At 67.8% G+C, this 15,848-nt stretch carries 16 protein-coding genes; 5 read left to right on the forward strand and 11 right to left on the reverse strand.

The features are described from left to right. Window positions 1-29 precede the first annotated feature (29 nt). The 3 genes from WS64_RS09505 to WS64_RS09515 form a co-directional block, all read right to left on the reverse strand. The gene (locus WS64_RS09505; RefSeq protein WP_060966325.1) at window positions 30-818 is read right to left on the reverse strand and encodes a TatD family hydrolase; all 789 of its coding nucleotides are present in this window, start codon (window positions 816-818) and stop codon (window positions 30-32) included. A gap of 64 nt (window positions 819-882) precedes the next feature. Further along, window positions 883-1,578: a lipoprotein-releasing ABC transporter ATP-binding protein LolD gene (gene lolD / locus WS64_RS09510; protein ID WP_059583336.1), complete on the reverse strand. Its 696-nt coding sequence runs from the start codon at window positions 1,576-1,578 to the stop codon at window positions 883-885. A 58-nt stretch (window positions 1,579-1,636) separates the two neighbouring features. Beyond that, window positions 1,637-2,890, reverse strand: coding sequence for a lipoprotein-releasing ABC transporter permease subunit (locus WS64_RS09515; protein WP_060966326.1), 1,254 nt, complete (start codon window positions 2,888-2,890; stop codon window positions 1,637-1,639). Between the two features lie 158 nt (window positions 2,891-3,048). On the opposite strand from WS64_RS09515, the gene WS64_RS09520 reads away from it, so the two are divergent. The 5 genes from WS64_RS09520 (at window position 3,049) to WS64_RS09535 (ending at window position 9,769) form a co-directional block, all read left to right on the forward strand. Continuing rightward, window positions 3,049-4,125 carry a hypothetical protein gene (locus WS64_RS09520; RefSeq protein ID WP_060966327.1) on the forward strand — a complete coding sequence of 359 codons (1,077 nt, stop codon included), beginning with the start codon at window positions 3,049-3,051 and terminating at the stop codon, window positions 4,123-4,125. A gap of 13 nt (window positions 4,126-4,138) precedes the next feature. Beyond that, entirely contained in the window at window positions 4,139-5,836 is a 1,698-nt protein-coding gene (gene recJ / locus WS64_RS09525) for a single-stranded-DNA-specific exonuclease RecJ (protein WP_060966328.1), read from the forward strand. A gap of 151 nt (window positions 5,837-5,987) precedes the next feature. After that, window positions 5,988-7,092 (forward strand): peptide chain release factor 2 gene (prfB, locus tag WS64_RS32590; protein WP_099316561.1). Its coding sequence is split into 2 segments (ribosomal slippage): window positions 5,988-6,068 and window positions 6,070-7,092, totalling 1,104 coding nucleotides; the frame shifts between segments, so codons are not numbered across the junction. A gap of 74 nt (window positions 7,093-7,166) precedes the next feature. Next, window positions 7,167-8,693: a lysine--tRNA ligase gene (gene lysS, locus WS64_RS09530; protein WP_006478395.1), complete on the forward strand. Its 1,527-nt coding sequence runs from the start codon at window positions 7,167-7,169 to the stop codon at window positions 8,691-8,693. A 347-nt stretch (window positions 8,694-9,040) separates the two neighbouring features. Next, a complete protein-coding gene (locus WS64_RS09535; RefSeq protein ID WP_059583328.1) occupies window positions 9,041-9,769 on the forward strand; it encodes a glycine zipper 2TM domain-containing protein in 729 nt (242 codons plus the stop codon). A gap of 155 nt (window positions 9,770-9,924) precedes the next feature. On the opposite strand, the gene iscX is transcribed toward WS64_RS09535, so the two are convergent. The 8 genes from iscX to iscR all read right to left on the reverse strand — a co-directional run bounded on the left by iscX (window position 9,925) and on the right by iscR (window position 15,820). Next, the gene (iscX, locus tag WS64_RS09540) at window positions 9,925-10,134 is read right to left on the reverse strand and encodes a Fe-S cluster assembly protein IscX (protein ID WP_059583326.1); all 210 of its coding nucleotides are present in this window, start codon (window positions 10,132-10,134) and stop codon (window positions 9,925-9,927) included. Between the two features lie 19 nt (window positions 10,135-10,153). Next, complete coding sequence (fdx, locus tag WS64_RS09545) at window positions 10,154-10,495, reverse strand: ISC system 2Fe-2S type ferredoxin (RefSeq protein WP_059583325.1); 342 nt, start codon at window positions 10,493-10,495, stop codon at window positions 10,154-10,156. Between the two features lie 88 nt (window positions 10,496-10,583). Continuing rightward, window positions 10,584-12,452, reverse strand: a complete 1,869-nt coding sequence (gene hscA, locus WS64_RS09550) for a Fe-S protein assembly chaperone HscA (RefSeq protein ID WP_060966329.1) — start codon at window positions 12,450-12,452, stop codon at window positions 10,584-10,586. Between the two features lie 54 nt (window positions 12,453-12,506). Further along, on the reverse strand, window positions 12,507-13,034 hold the full coding sequence (gene hscB, locus WS64_RS09555) for a Fe-S protein assembly co-chaperone HscB (RefSeq protein ID WP_011549462.1): 528 nt from the start codon (window positions 13,032-13,034) through the stop codon (window positions 12,507-12,509). 96 nt (window positions 13,035-13,130) lie between these two features. Beyond that, window positions 13,131-13,454: an iron-sulfur cluster assembly protein IscA gene (iscA, locus tag WS64_RS09560; RefSeq protein ID WP_011885413.1), complete on the reverse strand. Its 324-nt coding sequence runs from the start codon at window positions 13,452-13,454 to the stop codon at window positions 13,131-13,133. A gap of 62 nt (window positions 13,455-13,516) precedes the next feature. Then, entirely contained in the window at window positions 13,517-13,924 is a 408-nt protein-coding gene (gene iscU, locus WS64_RS09565; RefSeq protein ID WP_006478389.1) for a Fe-S cluster assembly scaffold IscU, read from the reverse strand. Between the two features lie 67 nt (window positions 13,925-13,991). Continuing rightward, complete coding sequence (locus WS64_RS09570) at window positions 13,992-15,215, reverse strand: IscS subfamily cysteine desulfurase (protein WP_059583323.1); 1,224 nt, start codon at window positions 15,213-15,215, stop codon at window positions 13,992-13,994. 65 nt (window positions 15,216-15,280) lie between these two features. Further along, window positions 15,281-15,820 carry a Fe-S cluster assembly transcriptional regulator IscR gene (gene iscR, locus WS64_RS09575; RefSeq protein ID WP_006401955.1) on the reverse strand — a complete coding sequence of 180 codons (540 nt, stop codon included), beginning with the start codon at window positions 15,818-15,820 and terminating at the stop codon, window positions 15,281-15,283. Between the last annotated feature and the right edge of the window lie 28 nt (window positions 15,821-15,848).

Here is a 15,848-nt window from a genome sequence, read left to right on the forward strand (position 1 = left end):
CCTGCCCGGGCGGCGCCTTCCGGCAACGATTATGCGGACGAAAGTGCGAGTCGCGGCAGCGCGGCGAGCGCGTTAGCCGAAGTGCATACGGCCAGTTCGCCAGTATCGAGCCCGCGCAATTCGGCGAGCACGCCGCCGATGCGCGCCACCTGGTCGGGCGTGTTGCGGGATTTGTATGCCCATTCGGGCGCGATGTCGGGCGCGTCGGTCTCGACGACGAGCGCGTCGAGCGGCAACTCGGCGGCGAGCCGGCGGATCTGCCGCGCGCGCGTGAAGGTCACGTTGCCGCCGAAGCCGAGATGCAGGCCTTGCGCCAGATACGCTTCGGCCTGCTGGAAACTGCCGTTGAACGCATGCGCGATGCCGCGCCGCACGCCGAAACGGCGCAGCCCGGCGAGCACGCGGTCCTGCGACTTGCGCACGTGACACAGCACGGGCAAGTCGAATTCCCGCGCGAGCCTGAGCTGGCCCTGGTAGAAGAACTGTTGGCGCTCTTCATCGAGCCCCGGCACGAAATAGTCGAGCCCGATCTCGCCGATCGCGACGAAACGCGGATCGTCGAGACTCGCCTCGATCTCCATGCGCAGCCGGTCGAGATCGGCGTCGCGCGCCTGCGGCGTATACATCGGATGGATGCCAAGCGCGTACGCCGCGCCGGGCGTGCGCTGCGCGAGTTCGCGCACCGTCGTGAAGTTGTCGCGCCCGATGCTCGGGATCACGACGCGCGACACGCCGGCCGCGCGCGCGGCGTGCGCGACCGCGTCGCGGTCGGCGTCGAATTCGGCGGCATCGAGATGACAATGCGTGTCGATCCACATGGCAGCGGTCCTGCGCCGTTGCGCCGTGCCGCGGCGAGCCGGCACGGCCAACGGCGTGGCTTTTTTACACCGGCAGCGCCGGCTCCTCGTGCAACACGCCGTCGCGCAGCCGCATGATGCGGTCGCAGCGCGCGGCGAGATCGGGGTCGTGCGTGACGATCACGAAACTCGTTTCGAGCGTCTCGGACAGTTCGAGCATCAGGTTGAACACCGTGTCGGCCGTCGTGCCGTCGAGGTTGCCGGTCGGCTCGTCGGCGAGCACGCACGCGGGCTTCGTGACCAGCGCACGCGCGATCGCGACGCGCTGCCGTTCGCCGCCCGACAACTCGCCCGGCCGATGCTTCGCACGCGGGCCGAGACCGACGCGTTCGAGCATCGCCTGTGCCTGCCCGCGTGCGTCCTCGGTCGTCATCCGGCGGATGCGCAGCGGCATCGCAACGTTGTCGAGCGCCGTGAACTCGGGCAGCAGGTGATGGAACTGGTAGACGAAGCCGAGCGCGCGGTTGCGCAGCTCGTTGCGCTCGCGCTCGGCGAGCTGCGTAAACGGCTTGCCGAGCAGCGACACTTCGCCGGCGCTCGGCTCGTCGAGCCCGCCCAGCACGTGCAGCAGCGTGCTCTTGCCGGAGCCCGACGCCCCGACGACCGCGAGCTTCTCGCCGCGCCGCACCGTCAGCTCGGTGTTGTTGAGCACCTGCACGTTGAAGCCGCCCTGCACGAACGCCTTCGTGATCCCGCGCGCCTGAAGCACGTATTCCTGCATACCTGCCGAATCCTGTCCGTTGTGTTGTTGTCGTGAATCCGCGAATGCGGCCGCGCGGTCATTCATAGCGGAGCGCCTCCGCCGGCTTCACCTTCGCGCCGCGCCAGCTTGGATAAAGCGTCGCGACGGCCGACAGCGCGAACGCGATCAGCCCGATCCGGATCACGTCGCTCGCGACGAGTTCGGACGGCAGCTCGCTGATGAAGTACACCGACGGCGGCAGGAACTGCACGCCGAACAGGTGCTCGATCATCGGGATCAGCCACGGGATGCTCCATGCGATCAGGCAGCCGAGCGCGACGCCGGACGCGGTGCCGACGAAACCGATCGTCACACCCTGCACGACGAAGATCTTCATGATCGACCCCGGCTGCGCGCCGAGCGTGCGCAGGATCGCGATGTCGGCCTGCTTGTTGGTCACCGTCATCACGAGCGACGACACGAGGTTGAACGCGGCCACCGCGATGATCAGCGTGAGGATGATGAACATCATCCGCTTCTCGATCTGCACGGCCGAGAACCAGGTCTTGTTCTGCTGGGTCCAGTCGCGGATGTACAGGCTGCCCGACAGCGTATGCGACAGCTCGAGCGCGACCTGCGGCGCCTTCTGCATGTCGGTGAGCCGCAGCCGCACGCCGGTCGGCGCGCTCATCCTGAACAGCGCCTCGGCGTCGCGGATGTTGATCATCGCGAGCGTGCTGTCGTATTCGTAGTGGCCGGACTCGAACACGCCGACGACCGTGAACTGCTTGAGCCGCGGCATCATGCCGGCCGGCGTGATCGAGCCTTCGGGCGCGACCAGCGTGATCTTGTCGCCGACCGTCACGCCGAGGTTGCCGGCGAGCGCGTCGCCGAGCACGATGCCGAACTGGCCGGGCACGAGCGCGGCCAGCTGGCCCGCCTTCATGTCCTTGCCGATGTCCGACACCTGCGGTTCGAGCGACGGCTCGACGCCGCGCAGCATCACGCCGCTCACCGCGTCCTGGCGCGTGAGCAACGCCTGCGCGTCGACGTACGGCGCCGCGCCGATCACCGACGGATTGCGGCGCGCTTCCTGCGCGGTCAGTTGCCAGTCGGGCATCGAGCCCGTCGGCGAGAACACCTCGACGTGCGCGAGCACCGACAGCATGCGGTCGCGCACCTCCTTCTGGAAGCCGTTCATCACCGACAGCACGACGATCAGCGCCGCGACGCCGAGCGCGATCCCGAGCATCGATACGAGCGCGATGAAGGAAATGAAGCCGTTGCCGGTCGTGCGTTTGCCGGCGCGCGTGTAGCGCCAGCCGATCTGCCATTCGTACGGAAGTTTCAAGCGAATCCTTTCTGCTGGTTACGGCGGACAGGTGCGCGGCGGCCGGACCGCCGCCGGGTCGTGGCCGGTAGCGGCCGGCCCCCGGCACGGTCGAAAAACGGCCGCCGGACGCGAACGGGCCGTCAGCCGGCCCGATCACGCGCGCAGTTTGCCATACAATGCGCACCATCATGCACGACCGACGCCTCCATTTTCTCGTTCCGTTCGCGCTGCCGTCGGCGGCCGATGCGGCCTCGTCCCTGCACACGCTGGACAGCCCCGCGCTTCAAAAGTTGCTCGCCCGCGCAAGCGTCGTCGAGCGCGTGGCCGGCGAGGACTTCCAGCGCACGCTGCCGCACGAGCGCTGGCTGGCAAGCCGATTCGGCGCCACGCAGGGCAACGCCGCGGACGAGGCGCCGCTCGCGCCCTACATGCTGCTGGCCGACGGCGGCGACCCCGGCACGCACGCGTGGGCATGCGTCGAGCCCGTGCACGTCGAAATCGCGCACGATCACCTGGTGCTCGTCGATCCGGCCGCCCTCGCGCTCGACGACGGCGACGCGGCCGCGCTGCTCGCGGTCGCGCGGCCGCTGATCGAGGAGCTCGGCGTGCGGCTCGAAGCGCCGAACCCGGCGCGCTGGTACCTGTCGAGCGACCAGCTCGCGCGCCTCGCCGGCGCGGCGCCGCTGCGCGCCAGCGGCCGCAACATCGAGATCTGGCTGCCGCACGAGGCCCATACGGGCGAGCGCTCGCGGATGTGGATGAAACTGCAGAACGAAGTGCAGATGGCGTGGTTCCAGCATCCGGTCAACGAAGCCCGCGAGGCGCGCGGCCTGCCGGCCGTCAATTCGATCTGGTTCCATGCGCAGGGCACGCTGAAGCCGGTCGGCAAGCCGTTCGCGCGCGTGCTGTCCGCATCGCCCGCCGCGCTCGGCCTCGCGCGCGCCGCGCAAACCGAAGCCAGCCGCCCGCCCGCGACGTTCGGCGCGCTGCCCGCCGCCGACGGCGCGACGCTCGTCGATCTGCCGGCGCTGACCACCCCGTTCATCGAGCAGGACTGGGCGCGCTGGCACGACGGCCTCGCCGCGCTCGAGCGCGACTGGTTCGCGCCGGCGCTCGCCGCGCTGCACAACGGCGAGCTGGCGAGCGTCGATTTCACGCTGTGCGGCGACACGAGCTCCGTGACGCTGCACGCGACGCGCGGCGACCTGCGCAAGTTCTGGCGCCGCCGCGCGCTCGCCTCCCTGTTCGAATGACCAGCCACCCCGTATGACCCGGATCGTTACCCGCCCCGTCGTGCCCGCCGACGCCGAAGTGCTCGCGCGCCACGGCCTGCACCCCGTCCTCGCGCGCCTGTACGCGTCGCGCGGCGTGCAGTCGCCCGTCGACATCGAGACCGCGCTCGCGCGCCTGGTTCCGCCCACCGAGCTGAAAGGCTGCGCCGAGGCGGCGACGCTGCTCGCCGACGCGATTGCCGACAAGCGGCGCCTGCTCGTCGTCGCCGACTACGACTGCGACGGCGCGACTGCCTGCGCGGTCGCGGTGCGCGGCCTGCGGATGTTCGGCGCGCAGATCGACTACCTGGTGCCGAACCGCTTCGAATACGGCTACGGCCTCACGCCGGAGATCGTCGAACTCGCGGCCGCGCGCAAGCCCGACCTGCTGATCACCGTCGACAACGGGATCGCGAGCGTCGCCGGCGTCGAAGCCGCGAACGCGCGCGGCATCGACGTGCTCGTGACCGACCACCACCTGCCCGGCGACGCGCTGCCCGCCGCGCGCGCGATCGTCAACCCGAACCAGCCCGGCTGCGCGTTCCCGAGCAAGCACCTCGCCGGCGTCGGCGTGATGTTCTACGTGCTGCTCGCGCTGCGCGCCGAGCTGCGCCGCCGCGGCGCGTTCGCGAGCAAGGAAGCCGAGCCGCGTCTCGACGGCCTGCTCGACCTCGTCGCGCTCGGCACCGTCGCCGACGTCGTGCGGCTCGACGGCAACAACCGCGTGCTCGTGGCGCAGGGCCTGCAGCGCATCCGCAACGGCCGCATGCAGCCGGGCGTCGCCGCGCTGTTCCGCGCCGCCGCGCGCGAAGCGCGCACCGCGTCGGGCTTCGATCTCGGCTTCGGCCTCGGTCCGCGCCTGAACGCGGCCGGCCGGCTGTCCGACATGTCGCTCGGCATCGAGTGCCTGATCACCGACGACATCGGCCGCGCGTGGGATCTCGCGCAGCAGCTCGACGTGATGAACCGCGAACGTCGCGAGATCGAGGCCGGCATGCAGCAGCAGGCGCTCGCCGATCTCGCCGACGTCGATCCGGCCGACGCGTGCACGATCACGCTGTTCAATCCCGCGTGGCACCAGGGCGTGATCGGCATCGTCGCCGGCCGGCTCAAGGAGAAATTCCACCGTCCGTCGTTCACGTTCGCGCACGCCGACGACGAAGGCCGGCGCGTCAAGGGTTCCGGCCGGTCGATCGCCGGCTTCCACCTGCGCGACGCGCTCGACCTCGTGTCGAAGCGCGAGCCGGACCTGATCGTCGCGTTCGGCGGCCATGCGATGGCGGCCGGCCTCACGCTCGACACCGAAAACGTGCCGCGCTTCGCGGCCGCGTTCGAGGCCGTCGCGCGCGAATGGCTGTCCGACGACGCGCTGGCCCGCGTGATCGAGACCGACGGCGAGCTCGAGGATGCGTACTTCACGCCGCAGTTCGTCGGCCTGCTGGACGAAGCCGTGTGGGGGCAAGGGTTTCCGGCCCCGCTTTTCTCGGGCGAATTCGACGTCGTGTCGCAGTCGCTCGTGAAGGAAAAGCACCTGAAGCTGCAGCTCGCGCGTGGCCGCCAGCGCTTCAACGCGATCTGGTTCAACCACACCGACCCGCTGCCGGCGCGCGCGCTGGTCGCGTACCGGCTCGTCGCCGATACGTGGAACGGCGTCACGCGCGTGCAGTTGATCGTCGAACACGCGGCCGGCTGAGCCGGCGACCGTCCCGCGACGCGCCGCCGCACGCTCGCGCGCCGCGTTGGGCGGGTCCTCCACGCATGCGCGAGCACCGTTTGCGTCACCGGGCAAGTTTGCCGATCGGCTATAATTCCGCTTTTTTACGAAGCCGGAACAGCGAACGATCATGGAAGCGGAACGTCTCAACGCGATCGAAAGCTCCCTGCTCGACCTGCGCAATCGCGCGGGCGAGCTTCGGGGGTATCTTTGACTACGACGCCAAAGCTGCGCGTCTGACCGAAGTCAACAAGGCACTCGAAGACCCGAACGTCTGGAACGATTCGAAGAACGCCCAGGCGCTCGGCCGCGAGAAGAAACTGCTCGAAGGCGTCGTCATGACGCTCACCGCGCTCGATAGCGACCTGCGCGACGCGCTCGACCTGTTCGAGCTGGCACGCGAGGAAGGCGACGAGGACACGCTTCTCGCGTCGGAAGAAGACGCCGCGAAGCTCGAGGCGCGCGTCGGCGACATCGAGTTCCGCCGGATGTTCTCGAACCCGGCCGATCCGAACAACTGCTTCATCGACATCCAGGCCGGCGCCGGCGGCACCGAGGCGTGCGACTGGGCGTCGATGCTGCTGCGCCAGTACCTGCGCTACTGCGAACGCAAGGGCTTCAAGGCCGAAGTGCTCGAAGAGTCCGACGGCGACGTCGCCGGCATCAAGAACGCGACGGTCAAGGTCACGGGCGAATACGCGTACGGCTTCCTGCGCACCGAAACGGGCATCCACCGCCTCGTGCGCAAGTCGCCGTTCGACTCGTCGGGCGGCCGCCATACGTCGTTCTCGTCGGTGTTCGTCTATCCGGAAATCGACGACTCGATCGAAGTCGAGATCAACCCGGCCGACCTGCGCATCGACACGTACCGTGCATCGGGCGCGGGCGGCCAGCACATCAACAAGACCGACTCCGCGGTGCGGATCACGCACATGCCGACCGGCATCGTCGTGCAGTGCCAGAACGACCGCTCGCAGCACCGCAACCGCGCGGAAGCGATGGCGATGCTGAAGTCGCGCCTGTACGAAGTCGAAATGCGCAAGCGTCAGGCCGAGCAGGACAAGCTCGAATCGAGCAAGACCGATGTGGGCTGGGGCCACCAGATCCGCTCGTACGTGCTCGACCAGAGCCGCGTGAAGGATCTGCGTACGAACGTCGAAATGAGCAACACGCGTGCGGTGCTCGACGGCGACCTCGACGACTTCATCAGCGCGAGCCTCAAACAGGGCGTGTAAGCGCCGCGGCGCGGCCTGCCCCGCGCCGCCCTTTCCGTTTGCGTTGCCGCACCCCACTCCGAATTCCGACCATCATGACCGAACCGACCCAAACGCAGCCCGCCGTCACGGCGGACGAAAACCAGATCATCGCCGAGCGCCGCGAGAAGCTGCGCGCGTTGCGCGAGCAAGGCGTCGCCTATCCGAACGACTTCCGGCCCGAGCACCACGCAGCCGACCTGCAGGCGAAATTCGCCGATTCGGACAAGGCCGCGCTCGAAGCGAACCCGGTCGAGGTGTCGGTGGCCGGCCGCATGATGCTCAAGCGCGTGATGGGCAAGGCGAGCTTCGCGACGGTGCAGGACGGCTCGGGCCAGATCCAGTTCTTCGTGACGCCGAACGACGTCGGCGCCGACACCTACGACGCGTTCAAGAAGTGGGACCTTGGCGACATCGTCGCCGCGCGCGGCGTGCTGTTCCGCACCAACAAGGGCGAGCTGTCGGTCCAGTGCAAGGAGCTGCGCCTGCTGTCGAAGGCGCTGCGTCCGCTGCCGGACAAGTTCCACGGCCTGTCCGACCAGGAAATGCGCTACCGCCAGCGCTACGTCGACCTGATCGTCACGCCGGAAACGCGCGACACGTTCCGCGCCCGCACGAAGACGATCGCGTCGATCCGCAAGTTCATGGACAACGCCGACTTCATGGAAGTCGAGACGCCGATGCTGCACCCGATCCCGGGCGGCGCGGCCGCGAAGCCGTTCGTCACGCATCACAATGCGCTCGACATGCAGATGTTCCTGCGCATCGCGCCGGAGCTGTACCTGAAGCGCCTGATCGTCGGCGGCTTCGAACGCGTGTTCGAGATCAACCGCAATTTCCGGAATGAAGGCGTGTCGCCGCGGCACAACCCGGAATTCACGATGATGGAGTTCTACGCCGCGTACACCGACTACCGCTGGCTGATGGACTTCACCGAGCAACTGATCCGCCAGGCGGCGATCGACGCGCTCGGCACCGCGACGATCCAGTATCAGGGCCGCGAACTCGACCTCGCGAAGCCGTTCCATCGCCTGACGATCACGCAGGCGATCCAGAAGTACGCACCGGACTACACCGACGGCCAGTTGTCGGACGACGCGTTCCTGCGCACCGAGCTGAAGCGCTTCGGCGTCGACGTGTCGCAGCCGGCGTTCCTGAACGCGGGCATCGGCGCGCTGCAGCTCGCGCTCTTCGAGGAAACGGCCGAAGCGCAGCTGTGGGAACCGACGTTCATCATCGACTACCCGGTCGAGGTGTCGCCGCTCGCACGCGCATCGGATACGGTGCCGGGCATCACCGAGCGCTTCGAGCTGTTCATGACCGGCCGCGAGATCGCGAACGGCTTCTCGGAGCTGAACGATCCGGAAGACCAGGCCGCGCGCTTCAAGAAGCAGGTCGAGCAGAAGGATGCAGGCGACGAGGAAGCGATGTTCTTCGACGCCGACTACATCCGCGCGCTCGAATACGGGATGCCGCCGACCGGCGGCTGCGGGATCGGCATCGACCGTCTCGTGATGCTGCTGACCGACAGCCCGACGATCCGCGACGTGCTGCTGTTCCCGCATCTGCGCCGCGAGGACTGACAGCCGCAACCGCGTGTGCGCCGCGCCCCGTGGCGCGCACGCGTCGCCTTTGTAACGACGCGTAAATCCCGCCAGCCGGCGTCCGCCGGCCTTCGATCCTCCCCCGTTTTACTCCCTCGTCGCGACGCCCTTCTGCGGGTTTTCCCGGAAACGGCCGCCGACGCCCCGCTGCAATTCGTTACACCTTGATACGGCGTGCCCCGGGGCCGTGGACGACACTCCTGTTGCGTCACCACGCATGACCACGGGACCAGAACGAGGCGCAGGAACGCCGAGTCTGATCGCTCCCGAGCGTGGGATCCAGCTCCGGCGCCACGCGCCGATCCGGATCGACATTGGAGAAAAAAATGGACAACCAGAATCAGACCACGCCGCAAAAGCAACGCCTCCACCCGCTGATCGCCACCGCGGCGGGCGCCGTCATCGTCGCCAGCCTCGCGGCGACGGCAGCGATCACGGGCGTCTTCCCGAAAGCCACCAGCAGCAGCGAACAGAACGGCCAGACCCAGGCCGCGCTGATCGCGTCGCAGCCGGCGGTCGATACGGCCGCGGCCGCCAGCGCCGCGCTGGCCGCGCAAGCGCAGCGACAGGCCGCGGAACAGGCCGCCGCGCAGCAGAAGGCCGCCGTCGCGCAGGCCGAGCCGAAGCCCGCGCCGCGCCCGGCTGCGCCGCACCGCCGTCACACGACCGCCCCGCAGCCGCCGCAATATGCGCAGCAGCCGTCGGCGCCTGCGCAAGCCTACTGCCAGAGTTGCGGCACGGTCGTCTCGATCACGCAAACGCGCACGCCGGGCCAGAGCTCGGGCATCGGCGCCGTGGGCGGCGCGGCGGCCGGCGGCCTGCTCGGCAATCAGTTCGGCCACGGCAACGGCCGCACCGCGATGACGATCATCGGCGCGCTGGGCGGCGGTCTCGCCGGCAACCAGGTCGAGAAACAGGTCCGCGCGGAAACCGACTATCAGGTGCAAGTGCAGATGGAAAGCGGCGCGATGCGCACGTTCACGTATCGCAACCCGCCGCCGTTCGGCCAGGGCCAGCGCGTACGGATCGAGAACGGCACGCTGGTCGGCGCGTAAGCTCCCAATCGCGTCATCGCCGGCGTCGCTGCCCACGCGTCGCGCGCGGGCACTTCGCCCAAAACGAAAACGGCTCGCGAGCAGGCGCTCACGAGCCGTTTTTTCATTGGCGCGGCGTACACCATTGCAGCGTACGCCGTGGCCGGCCGGGTCGGTCAGTCCTCGTCGTCGAAGTCGGATTCGTCGATCCAGTGCGCCTGGATCGCCTCGAGGATCTTCTCGCCCGAGTGCGCCGGATCGTCGTCGAAGCCGTCGAGCTCCAGCACCCATTGGCGCAGGTCGACGAAGTTGATCCGCTGCGGGTCGATGTCCGGGTGCTTGTCCGCCAGTGCAATGGCTATTTCACGCGAATCGGTCCATTTCATCGCCTGCCTCCGGTTTCGGTCAGTGATTTTCCTTCGCGTGGTTGATCGAGTACTTCGGAATCTCGACCACCAGGTCCGAATCTTCCTTCACGATCGCCTGGCACGACAGGCGCGACGTCGGCTCGAGGCCCCACGCCTTGTCCAGCAGATCGTCCTCGTCCTCCTCGGACGGCGCGAGATCGTTGAAGCCTTCGCGGATCACCACGTGGCACGTCGTGCATGCGCACGACTTCTCGCATGCGTGCTCAATCTCGATCCCGTTGTCGAGCAGGTTGTCGCAGATACTCTTGCCGGGCGTCGCGTCGATCACCGCGCCATCCGGGCACAGTTCGACGTGAGGCAGCACCACCAGTTGAGGCATGTCCGTTCCGTCAGTCAGGGTGCGGCGCCAGGCGCCGCGTGGTTCATTAGCGCGCGGGCCGTGGCCGGCCGATGCGCGGTTCGTGGGTTCAGATCTCGTCGAGCCGGCGGCCCGACAGCGCGCGCTTGATGCTCTTGTCCATCCGGCGCGCCGCGAATTCGTCGGTACCGTCGGCCAGCGCCTTGGTCGCCGCTTCGATCGCATTCGTATCGTCGCCCTGCGCGACCGCGCGCAGCGCGGCAGCCAGCGCGTCGACCCGCGCGCGCTCGCCGGCATCGAGCAGTTCGCCGTCAGCCGCCAGCGCGGCCTGCGTCGCCTCGAGCATCCGCTCGGCCTCGACCTGCGCTTCGCGCAGCGCACGGGCGCGCATGTCGATTTCGGCGGTCTTGAAACTGTCTTCCAGCATCTTCGCGATGTCGTCGTCGGCAAGGCCGTACGACGGCTTCACGACGACCGATGCCTCGACGCCCGACAACTGCTCGCGCGCAAACACCGACAACAGGCCGTCCGCGTCGACCTGATAGGTCACGCGAATGCGTGCGGCGCCCGCCGTCATCGGCGGAATGCCGCGCAGCTCGAAGCGCGCGAGCGACCGGCAGTCGGCGACGAGCTCGCGCTCGCCCTGCACGACGTGGATCGCCATCGCGGTCTGGCCGTCCTTGAAGGTCGTGAATTCCTGCGCACGCGCGATCGGAATCGTCGAGTTGCGCGGAATGATCTTCTCGACGAGGCCGCCCATCGTCTCGACACCCAGCGACAGCGGAATCACGTCGAGCAGCAGCCAGTCGTCGCCGGTGCCGCGATTGCCCGCGAGCAGATCGGCCTGGATCGCCGCGCCGAGCGCGACGACCTGATCCGGATCGAGGTTCACGAGCGGCGGCTGGCCGAAGTATTTGGCGACCGCGTCGCGGATCACCGGCATGCGCGTCGCGCCGCCGACGAGCACCACGCCCTTGATGTCGGCCGGCGTGACCTGTGCATCGCGCAGCGCCTTGCGGGTCGGCGTGAGCGTACGCTGCACGAGCGGCTCGACGAGCGACGCGAACGTGTCGTGCGAAATCGTCTGCACGAGGTGCGCGCCGCTCGACAGCGTCACGTCGAGCGCCGCCTCGGGCGCGAACGACAGCGCTTCCTTCAGCACGCGCACGCGATCGAGCAGCAAGCGCACGTCCTCGGGCGCGAGCGTCTTCGCGTCGATACCGGCCTGCGCGAGCACGTGATCGAACAGCGCGTGGTCGAAATCGTCGCCGCCGAGCGCGGAATCGCCGCCCGCGGCCAGCACTTCGAACACGCCCTTCGTCAGCTTCAGGATCGACAGGTCGAACGTGCCGCCGCCGAGGTCGTACACCGCGTACAGGCCTTCGGCCGCGTTGTCGAGACCGTAGGCGATCGCCGCGGCGGTCGGTTCGTTCAGCAGGCGCAGCACGTTGAGGCCGGCGAGGCGCGCGGCGTCCTTGGTCGCCTGGCGCTGTGCGTCGTCGAAGTAGGCGGGCACCGTGATCACCGCACCGACCAGCTCGTCGCCGAGCGTGTCTTCCGCGCGATAGCGCAGCGTCGCGAGAATCTCGGCCGACACTTCGACCGGGCTCTTCACGCCGTCGATCGTGCGGATCTGCACCATGCCAGGCGCGTCGACGAATTCGTACGGCGCGTTCGCCGCGCCTTCGACCTCGGCCTTGCCGCGGCCCATGAAGCGCTTGACCGACACGATCGTATTGCGCGGATCGGTCGCGGCCTGCTCCTTCGCTTCGTGGCCGATGCGGCGGCCGCCCTTCTCGAGGTAACGGACCACCGACGGCAGCAGCAGGCGGCCGGCTTCGTCCGGCAGGACTTCGGGCACGCTGTTGCGCACGGCGGCGACGAGCGAGTTCGTCGTGCCGAGATCGATCCCGACGGCGAGTCGCCGCTGGTGCGGCGCCGGCGCCATGCCCGGTTCGGAAATTTGCAGTAAAGCCATCTTGGTTCGTTCGGGCGCTCGGCCCGTTTGCTGCGCGTGCCGCGAGGCACGCGGTTAAGTTTCGAGGCGCTCGATCTGCGCGCCCACTTCCGACGCGACCCGTTCGATGAACATCAGCTGACGCACGGCTTCCGCGGCGGCCTGGTCGGCACCGCTGTCGAGCAGCGTGCCGAGGCGCTCGACGCGCACGCGCTTCTCGTCGCGCAACTCGGCGAGCAACGCGTCGAGCGCGTCGACGTTGCGGGCGGCCGCGGCATCCTCGATGCCCTCGCGCCACTCCATCTGCTGCATCAGGAACGCCGGCTCCATCGCCGTGTTGTTTTCCGCGCCGATGTCGACGCCGCGCAGCGACAGCAGATAGGACGCGCGCTTCAGCGGATCGCGCAGCGTGCGGTACGCCTCGTTCGCGCGCGTGGCCCATTGCATCGCGATGCGCTTTTGCGCATCGCCGGCCGCCGCGAAGCGGTCCGGGTGCACCTGCGTCTGCACCGTCCGGTAGGCGGCGTCGAGCGCCGCCTCGTCGAGCGCGAATTGCGCCGGCAGGTGAAACAGGTCGAAATGGCTGTCTTTCAGCGAAACCATCGTCGCGTTCAATTCCGGTTCGTCGCGCGGCAAACGCCGCACATTAAAAAGGCGGCCCGTGCCGCCTCTTGCCCGCATCGCGCGGAGGGAGCCGCGTCACACGCGGAACGATTCCCCGCACCCGCACTCGTCCTTCACGTTCGGGTTGTTGAACTTGAACCCTTCGTTCAGGCCTTCGCGGGCGAAGTCGAGCTCGGTGCCGTCGATATAGGCGAGGCTCTTCGGATCGACGACGACCTTCACGCCATGGCTCTCGAACACCTGATCCTCGGGAGCCAGCTCGTCGACATACTCGAGCTTGTACGCGAGCCCCGAGCACCCGGTCGTGCGAACGCCAAGCCGCAGGCCCACACCCTTGCCGCGACGGACGAGGTATTTCTGGACGTGTTGTGCTGCTTTTTCGGTCAGTGTAATTGCCATGATGTCCTTGCCGCGGGGCGCCTGGACGACGCACCGCGTTCCTTCACAACGCTCGATGCCGGTCAGGCTGCTGCCTGATCGCTTTCCTTGGTGTCGTGGCGCTTCTTGTAGTCGGCCACGGCTGCCTTGATCGCGTCTTCCGCGAGGATCGAGCAGTGAATCTTCACCGGCGGCAGCGCGAGTTCCTCGGCGATCTGCGTGTTCTTGATCGACAGTGCCTCGTCGAGCGTCTTGCCCTTCACCCATTCGGTGACGAGCGAGCTCGATGCGATCGCCGAACCGCAACCGTAGGTCTTGAACTTCGCGTCTTCGATCACGCCGTCCGCGCCGACGCGGATCTGCAGCTTCATCACGTCGCCGCACGCCGGCGCGCCGACCATGCCCGTGCCGACCGTGTCGTCGTCCTTCGCGAACGAACCGACGTTGCGCGGGTTTTCGTAGTGATCCAGAACCTTGTTGCTGTAAGACATGACTCAGACTCCTTGACTCGTTACGTCTGCGTGCGTCAATCCGCCCGCGGTTGCATTCAATGCGGTATCAGTGCGCGGCCCATTCGATCGTCGACAGATCGATGCCTTCCTGGTGCATTTCCCAGAGCGGCGACAGTTCGCGCAGCTTCGCGATCTTGCTGTTCAGCAGATCGATCACGAAGTCGACTTCCTGCTCCGTCGTGAAGCGGCCGACCGTGAAGCGGATCGAGCTGTGCGCGAGCTCGTCGTTGCGGCCGAGCGCGCGCAGCACGTACGACGGCTCCAGCGACGCCGACGTGCACGCGGAGCCCGACGACACCGCGACGTCCTTGATCGCCATGATCAGCGACTCGCCTTCGACGAAGTTGAAGCTGATGTTCAGGTTGTGCGGGACACGGTGGTCCATGTCGCCGTTCACATAGGTTTCCTCGATCTGCGACAGGCCGCGCAGCAGCTTGTCGCGCAGCATGCGGATGCGCTCGTTCTCGGTCGCCATTTCCTCGCGCGCGATGCGGAACGCCTCGCCCATGCCGACGATCTGGTGCGTCGGCAGCGTGCCCGAACGCATGCCGCGCTCGTGACCGCCGCCGTGCATCTGCGCCTCGATGCGCACGCGCGGCTTGCGGCGCACGTACAGCGCGCCGATGCCCTTCGGGCCGTAAGTCTTGTGGGCCGAGAACGACATCAGGTCGACCTTCAGCTTCGCGAGGTCGATTTCGACCTTGCCGGTCGACTGCGCGGCATCGACGTGGAACACGATGCCCTTCTCGCGGCAGATTTCGCCGATCGTCTCGATGTCCTGGATCACGCCGATCTCGTTGTTCACGTGCATCACCGACACGAGGATCGTGTCCGGGCGCAACGCGGCCTTGAGCACGTCGAGATCGATCAGGCCGTCTTCCTTCACGTCGAGGTAGGTGACTTCGAAACCGTCGCGCTCGAGCTCGCGGCACGTGTCGAGCACGGCCTTGTGCTCGGTCTTCACCGTGACGATGTGCTTGCCCTTGCCCTTGTAGAAATTCGCGGCGCCCTTGATCGCGAGGTTGTCCGACTCGGTGGCGCCGGACGTCCAGATGATCTCGCGCGGATCGGCGTTCACGAGTGCGGCCACCTGTTCGCGCGCTTCCTCGACCGCACGCTCCGCGTCCCAGCCATAAGCGTGGCTGCGCGACGCCGGGTTGCCGAACTGCTCGCGCAGGTACGGCACCATCTTGTCGACCACGCGCGGATCGACGGGCGTCGTCGCGCTGTAATCCATATAGATGGGCAGGTGGAGAGTCTCTTGGGTCATCTGTCGCTCCGGGTATTCTGTGCAGGGACTATGTGCGTTATGGGGTGTGACGGGCGCCTTCGCGCTCACGAACTCGCGATGTTGAACACCGAATTGGGGCCGAGCGGCATCGTGCGCACGGGCTCGGCCGGTGCGGCGACGGGCTCCGGCGCGCGACGGTCGCGCAGCACCGCAGGGGCGCCCTCGCGTGCGCGCTGCTGATCGACGAGATCCTGCAGCGACACCGAATCGAGGTATTCGACCATTTTCTGGTTCAGCGTCGACCACAGCTCGTGCGTCATGCAATGGCCGTCGGGCTGCTTCGAGCCGTCGCATGTGCCTTTGCCGCCGCACTGCGTGGCGTCGAGCGGTTCATCGACCGCGATGATGATGTCGGCAACGGTGACGTCCTGCGCGCGACGCGCGAGGTTGTAGCCGCCGCCCGGGCCGCGCACGGATTCGACGATTTCATGCCTGCGCAGCTTGCCGAACAGCTGTTCGAGATACGAGAGCGAAATCCGCTGGCGCTGGCTGATGCCTGCAAGCGTCACCGGGCCCTGCTCCTGGCGCAGTGCCAAGTCAATCATCGCCGTGACGGCGAAACGGCCTTTGGTGGTGAGTCTCATGGTGTCTAGGGGACTGCAATCTTGACGA

The organism is Burkholderia anthina, assembly GCF_001547525.1.
Lineage (GTDB): Bacteria > Pseudomonadota > Gammaproteobacteria > Burkholderiales > Burkholderiaceae > Burkholderia > Burkholderia semiarida.

What these genes read in the sequence shown, in the direction of transcription:
- fdx (WP_059583325.1), bottom strand. Translation starts at nt 10,495, where the DNA reads ATGCCTCAACTGGTGGTGCTGCCTCACGTCGAACTGTGCCCGGATGGC.
- lysS (WP_006478395.1), top strand. Translation starts at nt 7,167, where the DNA reads ATGACCGAACCGACCCAAACGCAGCCCGCCGTCACGGCGGACGAAAAC.
- iscR (WP_006401955.1), bottom strand. Translation starts at nt 15,820, where the DNA reads ATGAGACTCACCACCAAAGGCCGTTTCGCCGTCACGGCGATGATTGAC.
- hscB (WP_011549462.1), bottom strand. Translation starts at nt 13,034, where the DNA reads ATGGTTTCGCTGAAAGACAGCCATTTCGACCTGTTTCACCTGCCGGCG.
- recJ (WP_060966328.1), top strand. Translation starts at nt 4,139, where the DNA reads ATGACCCGGATCGTTACCCGCCCCGTCGTGCCCGCCGACGCCGAAGTG.
- iscX (WP_059583326.1), bottom strand. Translation starts at nt 10,134, where the DNA reads ATGAAATGGACCGATTCGCGTGAAATAGCCATTGCACTGGCGGACAAG.
- WS64_RS09520 (WP_060966327.1), top strand. Translation starts at nt 3,049, where the DNA reads ATGCGCACCATCATGCACGACCGACGCCTCCATTTTCTCGTTCCGTTC.
- iscA (WP_011885413.1), bottom strand. Translation starts at nt 13,454, where the DNA reads ATGGCAATTACACTGACCGAAAAAGCAGCACAACACGTCCAGAAATAC.
- WS64_RS09535 (WP_059583328.1), top strand. Translation starts at nt 9,041, where the DNA reads ATGGACAACCAGAATCAGACCACGCCGCAAAAGCAACGCCTCCACCCG.
- iscU (WP_006478389.1), bottom strand. Translation starts at nt 13,924, where the DNA reads ATGTCTTACAGCAACAAGGTTCTGGATCACTACGAAAACCCGCGCAAC.
- WS64_RS09505 (WP_060966325.1), bottom strand. Translation starts at nt 818, where the DNA reads ATGTGGATCGACACGCATTGTCATCTCGATGCCGCCGAATTCGACGCC.
- lolD (WP_059583336.1), bottom strand. Translation starts at nt 1,578, where the DNA reads ATGCAGGAATACGTGCTTCAGGCGCGCGGGATCACGAAGGCGTTCGTG.
- WS64_RS09570 (WP_059583323.1), bottom strand. Translation starts at nt 15,215, where the DNA reads ATGACCCAAGAGACTCTCCACCTGCCCATCTATATGGATTACAGCGCG.
- hscA (WP_060966329.1), bottom strand. Translation starts at nt 12,452, where the DNA reads ATGGCTTTACTGCAAATTTCCGAACCGGGCATGGCGCCGGCGCCGCAC.